Source organism: Gordonia sp. X0973, assembly GCF_013348785.1.
GTDB lineage: Bacteria > Actinomycetota > Actinomycetes > Mycobacteriales > Mycobacteriaceae > Gordonia.
The window spans coordinates 3,065,723-3,083,311 of sequence record NZ_CP054691.1 but is presented as its reverse complement, the minus strand read 5'-3'; the positions used below and the strand labels follow the sequence as shown (position 1 = coordinate 3,083,311).

Genomic DNA, 17,589 nt, shown 5'->3' with positions numbered 1-17,589 from the left:
TTCAGCTCGGCCAATAGTGGCTGTCCGGCGTGGCGCGGGCGCCGAAGATCGCCTGCCCGACGCGGACGCAGGTCGACCCCTCTGCGATGGCCAGCGCGTAGTCCCCCGACATCCCCATCGAGAGCTCGCCCGGCCCGATCAACGCCGGATCGTCCTCGCGCGCCCGGTCGCGCAACTCGCGCAGCAACGCGAAGCAGCCACGGACCCGCTTCTCGTCGGCGGAAAGGGCGGCCAACGTCATCAGTCCGCGCACGCGCAGCGTCTCGAAAGCGGTCACCGCGCGCAGGAACTCGGGCAGGTCGTCGGGGGCCAAGCCGAATTTCGACTCCTCGCCCGACGTGTTGACCTGCACGTACACGTCCAGTCCGCGCCCGAGCAGCTGCAGCCGCCGGTCGAGGGCTTCGGCGAGACGGAGGCTGTCGAGGGCCTGGAACTCGTCGGCGATCGCGGCGACATCCTTCGCCTTGTTGGTCTGCAAGTGGCCGATCACGGCCCACTTCACGCCGGTGTCGTCGAGGTCGGCGTGCTTGCGCTTGGCCTCCTGCACCTTGTTCTCCCCAAACCAATCGCATCCGGCCTCGACGGCGTTGCGCAGACGGTCGGCCTCCACCGTCTTGGAGACCGGCAGGAGGCGGACCTCGGCGGGGTCGCGACCGGCCGCGCGCGCCGCCTCGTCGATCCGGTTACGCACGGCCGCGAGGTTGGCCCGGAAGTCGTCGACGGTGGTGGCGGTGCGGTAGTCGGTCACGACTCCCATTGTCCACCTGCCCAGTCGGCGGGGGTGAGGTGCCCAGGTCTCGATACGACCGCTCCTTCGTCGCGGTCACTCGACCCGGCGCTCGGCGGGGGTGGGGTGCCCAGTCGGCGATTGGCGGGAACGAAAGCGATCTGTCAATAATTCTTGACAACTCTTAAATGTCAACATAACCTGACATCGTGACTGAGGAAATCAACCCGACCGCCGACGCGGTCGCCGACACAGACCCCGCTCGCGGATTGGCCGCGGTACGCGCCCTGCGCACCCTGGCCGACCGCCTCGAGGACATCCACGTCGACAACGCGCGGCGGGCCGGTTGGAGCTGGCAGCAGATCGCCGAAATCTTGGAGATCAGCCGCCAAGCCGTGCACCAGAAGCACGCGCGACGCGACGAGGGGGATACCCCGTCGTGATGCTCGCGGTGCTCCTGAGCCCCTCCCTGCCATCGGCAACCGTCACCACAAGTCCATCCACCAACCACAGAAGGAGTGCCACATGTTTGGCTCACGAATCTCTTCCGATGCGCGAATGGCCTTCCCCTTCGCCATCGCCGAGGCCCAAGACCTCGGCAACTCCGCCCTCGGCCCGGAACACCTGATCCTGGGCGTGCTCTGCAACAACCGCGACCCGCTGGTCGGGGTGCTCGCCGAGCACAACATCACCCTCGAGTCGGCACGCGATGCGGTCCGTGGCATCGATCCCTCCGACGAGGACGAGTCCGATTCCGACGAGGAGCGCTACACCGCCGACCGCGATGCGCTCAAGATGCTCGGCATCGACCTCGACAAGGTCCGCGACGCCGTCGCCAAGAACTTCGGCGACGACCTGTCGTCGGGCTGGGGACGGCGCGACCCGCGCGGCCGCGGCCGACGCGGCGGCCCGCACAATCACGATCGCGAGCACCGCGGCGGACCGCACGGTCGTCGAGGCGGCCCGCACGGACGCGGCGGACCGCGCGAATGGGGCGGCGATCCCCGCGACTTCGCCGGCCGGGGTCCCTGGGGCCCGGGATTCGATCCCCGCGACTTCGACCGCGGCGAGTTCGATCCGTTCGCTTTCGCCGGTGCCGAGGGTCCGTGGGATCACGGACGCGGCCGTCGCGGTCCCCGTGGCCGTCGCGCCCGATTCAGCCGGGCGGCGAAGGACACCGTCGCCGGGGCGCGCTTCCTCTCCTCCGAGGACGGCGGTCGCACCATCGAGACCGGGCATGTCATCCTCGCGGCCTTCCGCGTGGGGACGCCGCCGGTCCGCGCGATCATGGCCCTCGCCCCCGACGAGAAGGCGCTCATCGACGCCGTTGCCGCGCAACTGAGTTCCGGTGCCAGTGCCTGATCGGTAGGCGCCGGATCGACCCGGCGCGGCGATCAACCGCGCAAAGACAAGGCGCCCGCCCCGAACATCTCGGGGCGGGCGCCTTGCCGTCTAGAGGATCAGAGGATTTCCGCGTGCGGCCCGCCGTCGAGGCCCCAGATGAACGCCAGCGCCGTGACGAGCGCCCAACCGAACATGATGAGACCGGTGTGGCCGAGCGTCTTCACGAGGGCAGGGCCGTTCGCGCCGCCCACGACGGTGCGGCCCACGCCGTTGGCGAACGGGGCCAGGAACAGGCCGACCAGCGCCCACGGGTGGTGGAAGGCCAGCAGCACAGTGATCACGAACGGCACGGTGATCAGGAAGGCGTAGAGGTAGCGCGTGGAGTAGTCGCCCAGACGCACGGCCAGCGTCTTCTTGCCCGCGACTTCGTCGGTGTCGATATCGCGCAGGTTGTTGGTGACCAGGACCGCGGCGGAGAAGGAGCCGACCGCGACGGCGATCAGCACGCCGATCAGGTCGATCTTGCCGCCGACGACGAGTTGGGTGCCGCAGACGGCGACCAGGCCGAAGAAGACGAATACGGCCACTTCGCCGAAGCCGGCATAGCCGTAGGGGCGGGAGCCGCCGGTGTAGAACCAGGCCGCGGCGATGCACGCCGCGCCGACGAGGATCAACCACCAGTGCGTGTTCAGCGACAGCCAGGCTCCCACGACAGCCGCGACGGCGAAGGCGAAGACGGCCGCGGTCCGCACCGATTTCGGGGATGCGGTGCCGGAACCGACCAGTCGGGCCGGGCCGACGCGGTCGTCGTCGGTTCCGCGCACACCGTCGGAGTAGTCGTTGGCGTAGTTGACCCCGATGATCAAGGCAATCGCCACCACGAACGCGGCCAGGACGTGTACCCAATCGGGGTGCCGGTTGACGTGGTAGGCGGCGCCGATACCGGCGATCACCGGTGCCAGGGCGTTGGGCAGGGTGCGCGGTCGAGCGCCGTTGATCCATTGCGAGACAGTGGCCACCCGGTCATTCAACCATGCCCGGCGTCTCAATCCGCGGCCGCCGCGGCACCCGTCCGCAACGTCGCGGCCAGGATTTCCCGCAGTGCTCGCCGGTCCACTTTGCCCGGTCCGCGCCGGGGCAGGGATGGCAGGACGACGATCTGGCGCGGGGCGGCGTGGCGGTGCAGGCGGGAAGCGACCAGGGCGCGCAGCGCGGCGGTGTCGGGGACGGCGCCGGGAGCGGCGACGACGGCGGCGACGACCCGCTCGCCGAGCCGGTCGTCGGGCAGGCCGACGACGGTGCATTCCGCGACCGAAGGGTCCTGCGCCAACACCTCTTCGACGACCTGCGGCACGACGGTGAGCCCGCCGGTGCTGATCGCGTCGTCGGCCCGTCCGAGGATGGTCAGCATCCCGTCGTCGACGCTGCCCAGGTCGTCGGTGCGGAAGGATCCGGGGACGGCGAAGGCCGGATGGTCGGGGAGCAGGTGGTAGCCGTGCGCCACCATCGGCCCGGACAGCACGACCCGCCCGTCGACGATGGATGCCGACGCCCCGTCGAGCGGCACCCCGTCGTAGACGCAGCCGCCACCGGTCTCACTCATGCCGTAGGTCGTCACGACGGGGATCCCCGCCGCGAGCGCCCGCCTCAGCAACGGGGCCGGGGTGGTGGCCCCGCCGAGGAGCACCGCGTCGAGTTCGGCCGTGGCGGCGGTGGCCTCGGGTGATTCCAGCACCGCGACGAGCTGCGTCGGGACGAGTGAGGTGTAGCGGCGCGGGCCGCGCAACAGGGCCACGTCGGCGGCGAAGCGCCGGGCGTCGAAGCCGTCGCGCAGATCCGCGATCATCGGGGTGAAACCGGCCCGCAGCGCCCGCAGCATGACCTGGATCCCGGCGATGTGGTGCGGGGGAAGGGCGAGCAACCAGTTGCCCGGACCGCCGAGCCGTGCGTGGGTGGCGTCGGCCGAGGCCGCCAGCGTCGCCGGGGTGTGCACCGCCCCCTTGGGGGTGCCGGTGGACCCCGACGTCGCGACCACGAGGCAGGCCAGCGGGTCGTCGACCGGCTCGCCCACGCGCAGCGCTGTTTCGAGGAGCACCCGGTCGGGGGCGGTGGAGTCGTCGACCACCGGCAGGAAGCAGTGTGCGCCGGCGGCCATCGCGACCAGGTCGGCGAAGGATTCGGCGAGTTCCGGGCCCAACGGGAGGGGCAGGGCGGCCAGGACTGGCACGGCGTCTACTCGGGGTCGGCGTCGTCCGACCCGCGTCGGCGCAGCGGCTCGTCGTCGAAGGGCCAGCCGGCGCCGACGAGGACCGAGCGGACGCGGTCGAGGTCGGATTCGCTGGGCAGCTCGTCGGTCAGCTTGTTGATCTCGACGCCGGCGTCGATCCGGGTGATCTCCGGGACATCGGTGACGACGGTGCTCGGCGGCTCCGGGGCGGCTGCCGCGGCCGCCTCGGCGGCGAGCGAATTGGCCACTTCCTGGACCTCGTCGTCGGAGAGTTGGCGGCGCAGGATGGCCACCAACGGGATGTAGTCGCCGGAGGGGACGCCGTTCGGGTAGCCGGCGCGCAGCCACCGGACGACCGACGCCAGCAACTGGGGCCTGTCCACGACTACTCCTCTCGCTCGGCGCAGTGCCACGATTATAGGCCGGTCAGGAGTCGGCGACGGTGACCGCGAGCGGCCACCCGCCCGCCGCCAAGCGTGAGGCGACCTGATTGATCTCCTCGGGGGTGGGGGACTGATCGGTGACGCGCTCGATCGCGTCGTGGATCTGCTGCTCGGTCACGGTGGGGATGCCGGCCTCGTCGGCGAGGGTCTGCGCCACGCGGGTGACATCCTTCTCGTCGAGGACGCGGGTCAGCAGGGCCAGCAGGGGAGGGAAGTCGGTGCGATCCACGCCCTGGGGGTAGCCCTGACGGATCCAGCCGACGATCGAATCGAACGTAGCCATGAGGAGATTCTCTGCTTTCGGTTACTTGTAGCCGAACGGGAAGATCTTGACGTGGAAGTGGTACAGGATCGTCTGTCGGGTGATCCACAGGATGCCGACGATGATCGCCAGGCTCACGAAGGCGAAGAGGAAGGCGCCGAGGGCCTTGAGGGCCGGGTTGTGGTTGGTCACGGTGCCGTCGGCGTTGTAGCCGTTGGCCCAGAACCGGAGGCCCAGTGCGAACAGGGCGGGCAAGCCGGCGCCGAAGACGAGGCCGATGATGAAGACCCGGAGGATGGATTCTGCGACGGTCATTGTCTTCCTTTGGTTGGCGCGAGCGGATGGGCGCCGCGGTTAGGCGTTGGCCCGCTCGGGGGCGGCGGCGGTCTCGTCGGCCGGCATCAGACCGGCCTCCTCGTCCCACTCGGCGTTGACGTTGTTGTGGTCGATCTTGTTCTGCTGCGCGTGCCAGTACATGTAGCCGGAGAGGGCGACGAGGACAACGAAGATGGCGATCGCACCGCCGAGATTGCCCAGCAGGTGGGCGAGGGCGTAGCAGACCGCGCCCACGACGGCGGCGGCCGGAAGCGTGGTGACCCAGGCGACGACCATGCGACCGGCGACCTGCCAGCGGACCTGCGCACCCTTCTTGCCGACGCCGGTGCCCAGGATCGAGCCGGTGGCCACGTGGGTGGTCGACAGCGCCATGCCGGCGGCGCTCGAGGTCAGGATGATCGCGGCCGAGCTGGCCTCGGCGGCCATCCCCTGCGGCGGGGCGATCTCGACGAGGCCCTTGCCCAGCGTGCGGATGATGCGCCAGCCGCCCAGGTAGGTGCCCAGCGCGATGGCGGCGGCACAGGTGAAGACGATCCAGATCGGCAGGCCGTGGCCGACGCTCTCCGCGGAGAGGTGGCCGGTCGCGATGAGGGCCAGGGCGATGACGCCCATCGTCTTCTGCGCGTCACCGGTGCCGTGGGCGAGGGAGACGAGCGAGGCGGTGGCGATCTGGCCGTAGCGGAAGCCGTCGTCCTTCTGGTGGGCGGCCAGCGAGTCGGTGATCTTGTAGACCAGCCAGGTGCCGGCGGTCGCGACGATGCAGGCGATGACCGGAGCCAGCAGCGCGGGGACGATGACCTTGGCGGTGATGCCCGACCAGTTGACGCCCGAGGTGCCGATGGCCGCCAGGCCGGCGCCGATCAGGCCGCCGAACAGGGCGTGCGAGGAGCTCGACGGCAGGCCGAAGAGCCAGGTGAAGAGATTCCACAGGATGCCGCCGACGAGGCCGGCGAAGATGATCAGCAGCGCCTTGGTCGGGTCCAGGCCGGGGATCAGCTCACCGTGCTTGCCCTGGATCTTCAGGACGTCCTTGGTGATGGTGGCCGCGACCTCGACGGAGAGGAAGGCGCCGACGAGGTTGAGTACCGCGGAAAGGCCGACGGCCACCTTCGGCTTGAGGGCGCCGGTGGCGATCGACGTGGCCATAGCGTTGCCGGTGTCGTGGAAGCCATTGGTGAAATCGAATCCGAGTGCGGTGACGATGAGCAGCACAAGGATCAGCATCTCTACGGTCATGAGAATGATCATGGCGGGTGAAATGCCGATACGCCTAACTTCGTACGCGCGGATTTAGGCGTTTGACCTGCGGCTTTCATGTGTTGCAGTGGTGTTCACCTGGTGTTCACCATTGTGTCGTCCTGTGTCAACCGAATCTGGGTGACCGCGCCGTGTCAGAATCGCGGACATGACTGCGATCACCCTTGGCATGCCCATCAACTACGCGGGCGATTTCCGCGAAACCATCGCGAACCTCGCCGACTTCGAATCGGCCGGGGTCGGACGCATCGCGGTGCCCGAGGCCTACAGCTTCGACGCGGTGAGCCAGCTCGGATTCATCGCGGCCAAGACCGAGAAGATGGAACTGCAGACCGCGATCCTGCCGATGTATTCGCGCACGCCGACGAACCTCGCCATGACCGCGGCGGGACTCGACTACATCTCCGGCGGCCGCGCGATCCTGGGCATCGGGGCGTCGGGACCGCAGGTCATCGAAGGATTCCACGGCGTGAAATACGACTACCCGCTCGGCCGGGCCCGCGAGCACGCGGAGATCTGCCGCAAGGTGTGGCGCCGCGAGAAGGTCGAGTTCCACGGCAAGCACTACACCCTTCCGCTCGACGCGGAGCACGGCGGCAGCGGGTTGGGCAAGGCGCTGAAGATCATCAACCATCCGGTGCGCGAGCGGATCCCGATGCTGTTGGCCGCCATCGGCCCGAAGAACGTCGAACTCGCGGCCGAGCTGTTCGAAGAGTTCCAGCCCTTCCTGTTCCACCCCGAGTACGTCGACGCCGCTTTCGGCGAAGCGTTGGCCGCGGGCAAGGCGCGCCGCGACCCGTCGCTGGGCGATCTGAAGATCGTCGTGCAGGCGGCGGCGCTGATCACCGAGGACGCTGACGCGATCGACAACGCGCTGGCCGGTGTGCGGCACCACGCCGCGCTCTACATCGGCGGGATGGGCGCGCGGGGGAAGAACTTCTACAACTCGCTCGTCCAGCGCTACGGCTACGTCGAGGAGGCCAAGCTCATCCAGGACCTGTACCTCGACGGGAAGAAGCAGGAGGCCGCGATGGCGGTCCCCGACGAGCTGGTGCGGGCGATGAGCCTCATCGGCCCGCGCTCCGTCGTCGCCGAGCGCCTCGAGGCATTCGCCCGCGCCGGGGTGGGCGTCATCCTGGCCTCCCCGGTGGCCGGCTCCCACACCGAGCGCGTCGAAACGATGGAAGCCCTAGCCGACATCATCGGCTGACTCAGGCCACTACAAACGAACTGTGCGGACGTTTGTGACCGGTATGTGGTCACAAACGTCCGCACAGTTGTGGTGCGAGGCTAGCCGACGCGGCGGACCTTGTAGACGTAGTCGCCGCTGGCCAGTGGAGGCAGCTTGACGCCGACCATGCTGGTCGGAAGCTCGGAGATGGCCGAGCTCTTGTTGATCACCAGGAAGGTGTCCTTCTTCCACGCCAACAGCTGGTTCGGCAGCAGACCGGTGGTCATCACCTGCTGGACGGCAAAGGTCTTCTGGTCGACCACCGAGAGGAAGCTGAGGAAGTAGTTCGCGACGTACACCTTGCCTTTGAAGATGAGCATCGAGTTGGTGCCGATGCCGGTGTTCACGTCGGTGATGTGCTGACCGGTGGCCAGGTTGTACACCGACAGGCCGCCGACCGGGGCCATCAGGTTGTTCACGTACAGCCGGTTGGTCTTGGTGTCGGCGACAACGCTGCCGTGGCCTTGGGCGATGGCCTGCCGAGTATTCCAATTGAGCTTGGTTTCCACCCTGCCGCCGCTGCGGGTGATGCGCAGCTGGGCGAGATCGCGGTAGTACGAGGTGACCGAAATGGTGGCGTCATTGGCGTCGGCGTTGGTCACGGCCAGACCGGCGCCAAGCTTCTTGCCGCTGCCCGGGAACGCCCAGTCGCCGATGCGCTGGTAGGTGTCCATGTCGAAGAACGCCAGGCCGGTGGTCGTGGAGATGATGGCGACGCGAAGCCCTTCAGCGAACTCCACCCAGTGTGCGTGCGGCAGGTTCGTCAGGCGGGCGACCCGCTTGCCGGTGGTCTTGTCCCACACGTTGGCTTCACCGCGGTTGGCGGCGGCGGCGGTGGTCCAGACGACGTTGCCGGTCTTGGGCACGTTGATCTCGTACTGGACGCCGTACTTGCCATGACCGCCGGTGTTGGCGGGCTCCAGCACGTTGAACCGCTGTTTGACGGCCATCGTGTTGGGGTTGATCCTCAACAGGCTCGACCGGGTGGGACCGCTCATCGGCTCGACCTGGGTCATCCACAGGTCGCCGGTCTGCTGGTCGATGGCACCGCGGTAGTTGCCGCCGCGCTCGTTGCCGACGCCAACGCTGTAGCCGTTGATGGTGTAGCCGGCCGGTTGCGGCACCGCGGGTCCGGGACGGGCCGGTGCGGGCGCAGCGTCGGCAACCGGGGCGGCGATGGAGCCGAGGGACAGGGTCGCGGCGAGGGCGAGTGCTGCCGCGGATGCGCGATTCAGATGCGAAGTCATGTCGGTCAGGCTAACCTAACCGTTCCGACCTGCCAATTGTGGGTTCGGTCTCAACTCCGGCAGCAGCGGCTCGAACAGTGGAACTCAGTAGTAGTAGGGGTACTCGTCCCAGTTGGGCGGCCGCTTCTCCAGGAAGGCGTCGCGGCCCTCGACGGCCTCGTCGGTCATGTAGGCCAGGCGGGTCGCCTCCCCGGCGAAGACCTGCTGGCCCATCAGCCCGTCGTCGGCCAGGTTGAAGGCGAACTTCAACATGCGCTGCGCCGTCGGCGACTTCGAGTTGATCGCCCGCGCCCACTCGATGGCGGTGTTCTCCAACTCGGCGTGGTCCGCGACGCGGTTGACCGCCCCCATCCGGTGCATGGTCTCCGCGTCGTAGGACTCGCCGAGGAAGAAGATCTCGCGGGCGAATTTCTGTCCCACCTGTTTGGCCAGATAGGCGCTGCCGTACCCGGCGTCGAACGAACCAACGTCGGCGTCGGTCTGCTTGAAGCGGGCGTGCTCCCGCGAGGCGAGCGTGAGGTCGCAGACGACGTGCAGTGAGTGCCCGCCGCCGGCCGCCCATCCGTTGACGACGGCGATCACGACCTTGGGCATGGTGCGGATCAGGCGCTGCACCTCGAGGATGTGCAGCCGCCCGCCCTCGGCCTTCACGCGCGCCTGGTCGACGGTATCGCTGCCCGCCGCCGCCACGTCGTCGTCGTGGCTCGTCGCGTACTGGTATCCCGAGCGGCCGCGGATCCGCTGGTCGCCGCCGCTGCAGAACGCCCAGCCGCCGTCCTTCGGTGACGGCCCGTTGCCGGTGAGCAGCACCGTCCCGACATACGGCGTGCGGCGCGCATGGTCGAGGGTGCGGTGCAGCTCGTCGACGGTATGCGGTCGGAAGGCGTTGCGGACCTCCGGCCGGTCGAAGGCGATGCGCACGATCCCGTTGGCCCGGCCCTCCCCGACGTGGCGGTGGTAGGTGATGTCGGTCAGGTTCTCGAAGCCGTCGACCGGCTGCCACTGGGACGGATCGAACGGGTTGGAATCGCTCATGCGCCCAGCCTATCGGGCAATGACCGGGGGCCTGGGTGGGAGCCGTCGAGCCGTGGCGTTAACGTGGGGAAATGAGTGACACGTCGCCACAAACCCCCCACGAGGGCGGTTTCCGGGCCGTGCTCGACGTCTCCACCGAGCGCGGCGGGCCGCACTACGCCGAGTTCAGCGAGCAGGTCCGCACCCTCATGGACAAGGTGCGCTATGCCTGCCCGACCGACGAGCTGGCGGTCGAGGCCGTCGCCACGCTGCGCGATCTGAACGCCAAACTCGACGAGCACCTCGTCGACGAATGGACCAGCCCGGCGGGCACTCGCATCGACCTGCCCGCGCGCGGCAACATCACGCTCCCGCCGTACGAGGTCACCGCTGCCAGCCCCGACGGCGTGGAGGCGACGGTGTGGTTCCGGCCCTACCACCTCGGCGGCAACGGCGTCGCGCACGGCGGTCAGGTCGCCCTCGCCTTCGACGATCTCGGCGGGATGGCCGGCGCCCTCGCCGTCAACGGCGTCTGCCGCACCGCGTACCTGAAGGTGAACTACCGCTCGCTCACCCCGCTCGACACCAAGCTGACGATGCGCACCTGGGTGGATAAGCGCGACGACCGCAAGCTGTTCATCGCCGGGACGCTGCACGACGGCGACCGCCTGTGCGCCGACCTCGAGTCCTTGTTCATCGCCCTGCGGCCGGGTCAGCCGTAAGGTCGCGTTCCCCCCGCACTTTTCCGTTCTTCCCGACGAAACTTCTGCGGGAGGAAGCGAAAAGTGCGGGAGGAAGTCAGAGTTCGCGCACGCCGATGGTGAAGCCGGCCGCCTGGAGCCGATCGGCGAGGACATCGCCCATCGCGACGGCCGGGGTGAGGACCCCGGAACGCTCGGGCAGCTTGTCGCGGTCGAGGGCCAACGCCAGCGCCGACTCGCCCAGCATCACCGACGTCGCCTTGTACCCGGGATCGCCCTGGGCCACCATCTCGCTGCGATAGCGGCGCCCGCTCGACGTCGTGGTGAAGGTCTGCACCGCGAAATGGCCCTTGTCGCGGGACTTCTCGTCGGGTCCCTCGCCCGGCTTGGGCAGCACCTTGTCGAGGAGGGCACGGGTTGGCCGGAAGGACATCGCGCCGAGTCCGACGCCCAGGCCGGCGGCGACGGCCGCCGACGCGATCGTCGACACCACGGGTAGGCGACCGGTGGACATGACCTCGCCGTAGTGGAAGTCGGGGCCGTAATCGAGCAGGCTGCCGGAGCGCCGCACGATCCGGGTGTTGAACGAGGCCATGAAGAACGGCGCACAGGTCCCGCGCAGCGACGAATCGATGGTCGACGCCCGCACCAGCGCCGCGTCGCTCGGCTCGGAGCGGCGGTCGGCGCGCGGGATCTCGCCGGGTCCCGACGAGAGGGCCTGCGGGTTGAGCAGCAGATTGCGCGTCGCGGCGTCGCGGGCCTGCTCGGCGATGACGCGGACCGAGTCGATGGTGCCGCCCGACGCCATGCCGCGCATCGAGGTTACGACCATCGTCGTATCGCCCAGCGTGCCCGCGCCGTCGGCCTGCGCCTGGCGGTGCAGCAGATAGGTGCCGAGGTCGGAGGGGATGGAGTCGAAGCCGCAGGCGTGCACGATCCGGGCGCCGGTGGCCGCGGCGGTCTCGCCGGCCTTGTCGATGGAGTAGCGCACGAACGGGACTTCGCCGGTGAGGTCGACGTAGTCGGTGCCGGCCGACGCGGCGGCGGTGACCAGCGCCTCGCCGTAGCGCAGGTAGGGGCCGACGGTCGTGCAGATCACCTGGGTGCGGGCCACCATCGCGTCGAGCGTCGAGGGCCGGTCGGAGTCGGCGACGATGAGCGGCCACTGCGCGGCGGCGGCGCCGAGCCGCTCCCGGACGGCGGCCAACTTCTCCTCCGAACGCCCGGCCAGGGCGATCCGGGTTCCCGCCGGGGCGGCCCCGGCCAGATAGCGGGCGGTCAGCTCACCGACGAAGCCGGTGACGCCATAGACAACGATGTCGAATTCGCGACTCATGGCCGTCACCCTATCGGCCGCGTCGGTGGGGCGCGTCCTACCCGGGGCGGAGATCCGGGTGCGCCCGGGTCAGGCGGCCGATGCCACGCCGAGCGACAACGCGCCGAAAGTCTTCGGCGTCTTGGTCGCGTAGAACTGCTCCAGGTTGACCGGCTCCCATCCGGCGTCGGCGAGCAGGGCCGGGATGTCGCGGGTCAAATGGCAGCCGCCGCCCAGACGTTTCTGCAGCGGCTCCAGTCGGCGCTGCCAGCGCCGCACCTTCTCGTCGGGGGCACGGCCGTGTTCCAGGAAATACAGCGAGCCGCCCGGTTTGACGACGCGGCGCAACTCGGCCAGGGCGGTGGGCAGGTCGGGGATCGTGCACATGGTGTAGGTCGACAGCGCGGCGTCGAACACGTCGTCGTCGAAGGGCAGTCGTTGGCCGTCGAGCCCGCCACGCCTGATGGGCACGGAACTGGATTTCACCGCGTCGGCAGCCATCTCCCACGCGGTGTCCGACGGCTCGATCGCCGTCACCGACGTCACCTCGTCGGGATAGCAACCGACGTTGTTGCCCGCGCCGAAACCGATCTCGATGATGTCGCCGCTCATCCCGACGGTCGCCTTGCGGCGGATCTTGCGCATCGCCGGCATCCCGCAGGTGAGTTGGACGACGTGCGGCAGGATGTGGTCCTCGTAGTAACCCATGCTCTGATTGTGGGCGCCCGGGCCCCTGCGGTCCGGGGATTCCGGGTTCCTCGGCTGGCGGGGTCTCGATACGGTTCCTCGGCTGGCGCCTCGGATCCACCGCCGGATCGAGTGACCGCGACGAAGGAGCGGTCGTATCGAGATCTCGACCACCCCGGATCGACCACCTCAGATCGATCGACTACCGCGCAGGTGGGTGAAGGTTCGGACGGCCAAGGCCACCCAGCAGAGGAAGGCGAAGGCCGACAGGGCCGCCGGCACCCAGTGCCGGAGCAGGGCGGAGGCGGCCGATGCGCACGCGAAGGCGGTGAGGTTGGCGAGCACGTCGTAGACGGGCGCGACGAATCGCCGGTTGATCACGTGGGCCGCGGCGATGAACAAGCCGCAGGCGAAGGTGATCGAGAGAAGAGCGGAAACCACGCCGCAACCCTAGTCCCGGCGCGTGCCAGACTGGACGCCATGCCGATCAACCCGTCGACGTTGCAGGGCCGGGTCATCGTCGACGAGATGATCCGCGGTGGCGTGACCGACGCGGTCCTGTGCCCCGGTTCGCGCAACGCGCCCCTGGCCTTCGCGCTGCACGCCGCCGACGCCGCCGGGCGGATCCGGCTGCACGTGCGCATCGACGAGCGATCCGCCGGATACCTCGCACTGGGCCTCGCGGTGTCCTCACGTCGACCGGTGCCCATCGTGCTGACCAGCGGAACCGCAGTCGCCAACGTGAGCCCCGCGGTCTTCGAGGCGAACTACGCCCGGGTCCCGCTCGTCGTCGTCAGCGCGAACCGTCCGTATGAACTGCTCGGTTCCGGGGCCAATCAGACGGTGGAGCAGTTCGGGCTGTTCGGCACCCAGGTGCGCGCGGCGATCAGCATCGGACTCGCCGAGGACGGCGTCGACACCAACAGTCAGTGGCGCTCGGCGGTCGGCCGGGTTCTGGCCGCGGCCCGCGGCGCGCGCACCGGCAACGCCGGCCCCGTTCAGTTCGACATCCCGCTGCGCGAACCGCTCGTCCCCGACCCGCAGGACCCGTCCGACGCCGATCTGGGCGCCTTCGCCGGCCGCCCCGACGGCCAGCCGTGGACCTACGCCCCGGCCGGCCGGCTCGACATCCCGGTGCCGATCGATCTGAGTCTCGACACCGTGGTCATCGCGGGCCACGGCGCCGGGGCCAACCCGGAACTGGCCGGACTGCCGACCGTCGCCGAGCCGACCGCACCGGTTCCGGACAACCCGCTGCACCCGTTGGCCTTGCGCGCCGTCAAGCCGCGGCAGGCGATCATCTGCGGGCGGCCGACCCTGCACCGGGACGTCTCCCGGCTGCTCGCCGACCCGGACGTCGCGGTCCACGCGATCACCACCGGTCCGCGCTGGCCGGACGTCTCCGGCAACGTGGTCTCCACCGGGACGCGGGCCGAACCCGTCGGCGCGCCCCGAGACGCATGGCTCGCCGACTGCGCGCAAGCGCACCGTCGCACGGTCGGGGCGGTATCCGCCGTCCTCGCCGACACCCCCGCGGTGACCGGTCTGCACGTCGCCGCGGCCGTCGGGCGGGCGGTCGGACCGGAACGGCAACTGTTCCTCGGCGCCTCCAACCCCATCCGCGACGTGGCGCTGGCCGCCGTCATCGACCCGGGCGCGCGGGTGCTGTCCAACCGGGGCGTGGCCGGGATCGACGGGACGAATTCGACGGCTATCGGCGCCGCGCTGGCCGCCGACGGCGACGCGGCCGGAGGCCCCGGCTCGACGGGCACGGTGGCGTTGATGGGCGACCTCACCTTCATCCACGACACCACCGGGTTGATCATCGGGCCGGGGGAGCCGCGTCCGGCCGACCTGCGGATCGTCGTCGCCAACGACGACGGCGGCGGCATCTTCGGACTCCTGGAACAGGGCGATCCGCGGTTCAACGGCGACGCCTACGCCGGTGCCTACGAACGGATCTTCGGCACCCCGCACCACACCGATCTGGCCGCACTCTGTGCGGGAGTGCGAGTCGGGCACCGCCGGCTCACGGTCGAGGAGTTGGGCGACGCGCTCGCGGCTCCCGCCACCGGGGCGCCCTGTCCGATCGTGCTCGAGGTGGCCACCGACCGCACCGTGCTGCGCGAGGTCCACGCCGCGATCGCGGCGCGGCTCGCCGGGTAACCTGAGCCCATGAACCCGACCGCCCAGCGCATCGTGCAGATCGCGCTGCTCGTCGTCGGGACGACGCTGACCCTCATGGCCTGCTTCCTGTTCGTCGGATGCGTGAAGAACGACCACCAGATCAACGCGCACAAGGCGACGACGGTGGCCGAGGTCTCCTCGGCGGATCGGCGGCACGCCGCGGTCGGTTTCTTCACCGCCGACGGCAAATTCCACAATCCCCAGCTGGGCCTGCTCTACCCGACCGATCTCGCGGTGGGGCAACGGATCTCGGTGGACTACGACGCGTCGAACCCCGACGGGTTGGCCCGGCCCACCGGTCGCAGCGCGAAAATCGCGATCATCCCGTGCCTATCGGTGATCGTCGGCTCCTGGGCGGTGATCGCCCTCCTGATGGTGGTGGTCGCCGAGGCCGGACGCCGCCGGATCCGCGCCGATGCCGCCCGTCTCGACGATGCGGAGACGGGCGGCGAATCCGTCGACGAGAAGGCCGTCGAACCGCGAGTGTGAATTGGTCGCGCGTTCATCGGGATTTCGTGTTCGCACCACCGATGCGCCGCCCGACCCGTCGACACTGACGGTATGCGAGTGGCCATTGTTTCCGAGAGTTTCCTGCCGCAGGTCAACGGAGTGACCAATTCGGTGCTGCGCGTCGTCGACCACCTCGAGGCCCACGGTCACGAGGCGCTCGTCATCGCGCCGGACACCCCGCGGGGCCAACCGTCCGGCCCGGACCTCGCCGGTCGACGCACCCCGGTCCGCCACGTCCCGGCGATCATGGTGCCCGGCGTCCCGTCGCTCCCGGTGGGCGTGCCGACGCCCACGGTGCACCGCGCGCTGCGCGACTTCGCCCCCGACGTGGTGCATCTGGCCTCCCCGTTCGTCCTCGGCGGTGCGGGCGCCTACGCCGCCCGCCGTCTCCGGCTGCCGTCGGTGGCCGTCTTCCAGACCGATGTCGCCGGCTTCGCCGCCAGCTATCGCGCCAACTTCACCTCGCGCGCCGCGTGGCGCTACCTCCGTCGGCTGCACTCGGCCTGCGACCGGACGCTGGCCCCGTCGAGCGCCACCGCCGCCGACCTGCGGGCACACGGCATCCCCCGGGTCCACCGCTGGGGTCGCGGCGTGGACCTCGGGCTGTTCGGCCCGGAGCATTCCGACGCCGACCTCGTCGCGCAGTGGTCCGGCGCCGACCACGACGACGATCGGCAGCGCCCGCTCGTCATCGGTTTCGTCGGCCGTCTCGCCCCGGAGAAGGACGTGCAGAAGCTGGCCCCGCTTGCCGCCGACCCGACGGTCCGCCTGGTCATCGTCGGCGACGGTCCGCAGCGCGACCAACTGGTCAAGCAGCTGCCCGGCGCGATCTTCACCGGTGCGCTGCACGGCGCGGAACTGGCCCGGGCCTACGCGAGCTTCGACGTCTTCGTCCACGCCGGGGCGCATGAGACCTTCTGCCAGACCATCCAGGAGGCGATGGCCAGCGGCCTGCCCGTCGTCGGACCCGACGCCGGTGGACCGCGCGATCTGATCGCGCACTGCCGCACCGGATTCCTGCTCGACCCGGTCCGTTTCTCCGACGCGCTGCCCGGCGCCATCGACTCGCTGCGCGACCCGGTGACCCGGGCCCGGTTCGGCGCCTCCGGGCTGGCCCGTGTGCGCAACCGCACGTGGTCTTCGGTGTGCGACGAGCTGTTGAGCCACTACCGGGCCGTCGTCGCGTCGCGGGAGGCGCAGACGCCGACCCCGCTCGCCGGCTGACCGCCCGCGACGCGCCACCCGCCTGCGGCTACCGTTTGTGGCATGACTGACCGCGCCGACCGCAGCGATTCCCCCGGCGACCGCGCCGACCGTGGTGCCCACCCCGGCGACCGCGCCGACCTGGCCAAGCGGCCCGACGAGGTGGCCTCCATGTTCGACGGGGTGGCCAAGCGGTACGACCTGACCAACACGGTGCTGTCCTTCGGCCAGGACCGGCGGTGGCGTGCGGCCACCCGCCGCGCATTGGGCCTGCGCCCCGGCCAGATCGTCCTCGACCTCGCCGCCGGGACCGCGGTCTCGACCGTCGAATTGGCCAAGAGCGGTGCCGCCGCGATCGCGGCCGATTTCTCGCTGGGGATGCTCAAGGCCGGAGCCAGCCGGGACGTGCCGAAGGTCGCCGCCGATGCGCTCGCGCTGCCCTTCGCCGACGAGTCCTTCGACGCGGTGACCATCTCCTTCGGACTGCGCAACGTGAACGACGTCGGGCTCGCGCTGAGCGAGATGCGTCGAGTCCTGCGCCCCGGCGGGCGCCTGGTGATCTGCGAGTTCTCCACGCCGACGTGGCGCCCGTTCCGGACCGTCTACCTGGAGTACCTGATGCGCGCGCTGCCGGAGGTGGCCACGCGCGTCTCGTCGAACCCGGACGCCTACGTCTACCTGGCCGAATCGATCCGCGACTGGCCCGATCAGGAGGGGTTGGCCGGCTTGATCCGAGATGCCGGATTCCGCGGCGCGCATTGGCACAACCTCACCGGCGGGATTGCGGCACTGCACAGTGCCGTGAAGTAGCGTTGGCCGCGTGAGCCACCACCTGGAGCCGCCCGCACGACCGCGCAACGTCACGCGCTCGACCGCGCCGGCCCCCACCCCGGCGCCC

20 protein-coding genes are annotated in these 17,589 nt (G+C 69.9%); 8 read left to right on the top strand and 12 right to left on the bottom strand.

The window, feature by feature from the left end:
• Position 1: 1 nt before the first annotated feature.
• On the bottom strand, positions 2 to 757 hold the full coding sequence (locus tag HUN08_RS15195; RefSeq protein WP_124249110.1) for a YggS family pyridoxal phosphate-dependent enzyme: 756 nt from the start codon (positions 755 to 757) through the stop codon (positions 2 to 4).
• Between the two features lie 179 nt (positions 758 to 936).
• On the opposite strand from HUN08_RS15195, the gene HUN08_RS15190 reads away from it, so the two are divergent.
• Both HUN08_RS15190 and HUN08_RS15185 read left to right on the top strand, forming a co-directional pair.
• Positions 937 to 1,170: a helix-turn-helix domain-containing protein gene (locus tag HUN08_RS15190; RefSeq protein ID WP_124249109.1), complete on the top strand. Its 234-nt coding sequence runs from the start codon at positions 937 to 939 to the stop codon at positions 1,168 to 1,170.
• Between the two features lie 115 nt (positions 1,171 to 1,285).
• Positions 1,286 to 2,089: a Clp protease N-terminal domain-containing protein gene (locus HUN08_RS15185; protein WP_165353503.1), complete on the top strand. Its 804-nt coding sequence runs from the start codon at positions 1,286 to 1,288 to the stop codon at positions 2,087 to 2,089.
• 98 nt (positions 2,090 to 2,187) lie between these two features.
• Here the strand turns inward: HUN08_RS15185 and HUN08_RS15180 are convergent, their stop codons facing one another.
• Genes HUN08_RS15180 through HUN08_RS15155 form a run of 6 tightly spaced genes read right to left on the bottom strand, consistent with a single transcriptional unit; the run spans position 2,188 to position 6,575 of the window.
• A complete protein-coding gene (locus HUN08_RS15180) occupies positions 2,188 to 3,090 on the bottom strand; it encodes a 1,4-dihydroxy-2-naphthoate polyprenyltransferase (RefSeq protein ID WP_124249107.1) in 903 nt (300 codons plus the stop codon).
• A gap of 26 nt (positions 3,091 to 3,116) precedes the next feature.
• Complete coding sequence (menE, locus tag HUN08_RS15175; RefSeq protein ID WP_124249106.1) at positions 3,117 to 4,298, bottom strand: o-succinylbenzoate--CoA ligase; 1,182 nt, start codon at positions 4,296 to 4,298, stop codon at positions 3,117 to 3,119.
• A gap of 5 nt (positions 4,299 to 4,303) precedes the next feature.
• Complete coding sequence (locus HUN08_RS15170; protein WP_124249105.1) at positions 4,304 to 4,681, bottom strand: DUF3349 domain-containing protein; 378 nt, start codon at positions 4,679 to 4,681, stop codon at positions 4,304 to 4,306.
• A 43-nt stretch (positions 4,682 to 4,724) separates the two neighbouring features.
• Positions 4,725 to 5,024, bottom strand: coding sequence for a DUF3349 domain-containing protein (locus HUN08_RS15165; RefSeq protein ID WP_124249104.1), 300 nt, complete (start codon positions 5,022 to 5,024; stop codon positions 4,725 to 4,727).
• Positions 5,025 to 5,045: 21 nt separating this feature from the next.
• Complete coding sequence (locus tag HUN08_RS15160; RefSeq protein WP_124249103.1) at positions 5,046 to 5,318, bottom strand: hypothetical protein; 273 nt, start codon at positions 5,316 to 5,318, stop codon at positions 5,046 to 5,048.
• A gap of 39 nt (positions 5,319 to 5,357) precedes the next feature.
• Entirely contained in the window at positions 5,358 to 6,575 is a 1,218-nt protein-coding gene (locus tag HUN08_RS15155; protein WP_124249102.1) for an inorganic phosphate transporter, read from the bottom strand.
• 169 nt (positions 6,576 to 6,744) lie between these two features.
• Between HUN08_RS15155 and HUN08_RS15150 the strand changes: the two genes are divergently transcribed.
• Positions 6,745 to 7,806, top strand: a complete 1,062-nt coding sequence (locus HUN08_RS15150; RefSeq protein WP_124249101.1) for an LLM class F420-dependent oxidoreductase — start codon at positions 6,745 to 6,747, stop codon at positions 7,804 to 7,806.
• Between the two features lie 80 nt (positions 7,807 to 7,886).
• Here the strand turns inward: HUN08_RS15150 and HUN08_RS15145 are convergent, their stop codons facing one another.
• Positions 7,887 to 9,074: a YncE family protein gene (locus HUN08_RS15145; RefSeq protein WP_124249100.1), complete on the bottom strand. Its 1,188-nt coding sequence runs from the start codon at positions 9,072 to 9,074 to the stop codon at positions 7,887 to 7,889.
• Between the two features lie 84 nt (positions 9,075 to 9,158).
• Complete coding sequence (locus HUN08_RS15140) at positions 9,159 to 10,109, bottom strand: 1,4-dihydroxy-2-naphthoyl-CoA synthase (RefSeq protein ID WP_124249099.1); 951 nt, start codon at positions 10,107 to 10,109, stop codon at positions 9,159 to 9,161.
• A 71-nt stretch (positions 10,110 to 10,180) separates the two neighbouring features.
• On the opposite strand from HUN08_RS15140, the gene HUN08_RS15135 reads away from it, so the two are divergent.
• Positions 10,181 to 10,810 (top strand): PaaI family thioesterase, encoded by a 630-nt coding sequence (locus HUN08_RS15135; RefSeq protein WP_124249098.1) that lies wholly within the window; start codon positions 10,181 to 10,183, stop codon positions 10,808 to 10,810.
• A gap of 76 nt (positions 10,811 to 10,886) precedes the next feature.
• On the opposite strand, the gene HUN08_RS15130 is transcribed toward HUN08_RS15135, so the two are convergent.
• The 3 genes from HUN08_RS15130 to HUN08_RS15120 form a co-directional block, all read right to left on the bottom strand.
• Complete coding sequence (locus tag HUN08_RS15130) at positions 10,887 to 12,125, bottom strand: trans-acting enoyl reductase family protein (protein ID WP_124249097.1); 1,239 nt, start codon at positions 12,123 to 12,125, stop codon at positions 10,887 to 10,889.
• A 69-nt stretch (positions 12,126 to 12,194) separates the two neighbouring features.
• Positions 12,195 to 12,812: a class I SAM-dependent methyltransferase gene (locus HUN08_RS15125; protein ID WP_124249096.1), complete on the bottom strand. Its 618-nt coding sequence runs from the start codon at positions 12,810 to 12,812 to the stop codon at positions 12,195 to 12,197.
• 168 nt (positions 12,813 to 12,980) lie between these two features.
• Positions 12,981 to 13,232, bottom strand: coding sequence for a hypothetical protein (locus HUN08_RS15120; protein ID WP_124249095.1), 252 nt, complete (start codon positions 13,230 to 13,232; stop codon positions 12,981 to 12,983).
• Positions 13,233 to 13,271: 39 nt separating this feature from the next.
• Between HUN08_RS15120 and menD the strand changes: the two genes are divergently transcribed.
• From menD to HUN08_RS15100, 4 genes are all read left to right on the top strand, one after another.
• Positions 13,272 to 14,957, top strand: coding sequence for a 2-succinyl-5-enolpyruvyl-6-hydroxy-3-cyclohexene-1-carboxylic-acid synthase (gene menD / locus HUN08_RS15115; RefSeq protein WP_124249094.1), 1,686 nt, complete (start codon positions 13,272 to 13,274; stop codon positions 14,955 to 14,957).
• Positions 14,958 to 14,966: 9 nt separating this feature from the next.
• Complete coding sequence (locus HUN08_RS15110) at positions 14,967 to 15,467, top strand: hypothetical protein (RefSeq protein WP_124249093.1); 501 nt, start codon at positions 14,967 to 14,969, stop codon at positions 15,465 to 15,467.
• 72 nt (positions 15,468 to 15,539) lie between these two features.
• A complete protein-coding gene (locus HUN08_RS15105; RefSeq protein WP_124249092.1) occupies positions 15,540 to 16,712 on the top strand; it encodes a glycosyltransferase family 1 protein in 1,173 nt (390 codons plus the stop codon).
• Positions 16,713 to 16,754: 42 nt separating this feature from the next.
• Complete coding sequence (locus HUN08_RS15100; protein ID WP_124249091.1) at positions 16,755 to 17,501, top strand: demethylmenaquinone methyltransferase; 747 nt, start codon at positions 16,755 to 16,757, stop codon at positions 17,499 to 17,501.
• Positions 17,502 to 17,589: the final 88 nt, after the last annotated feature.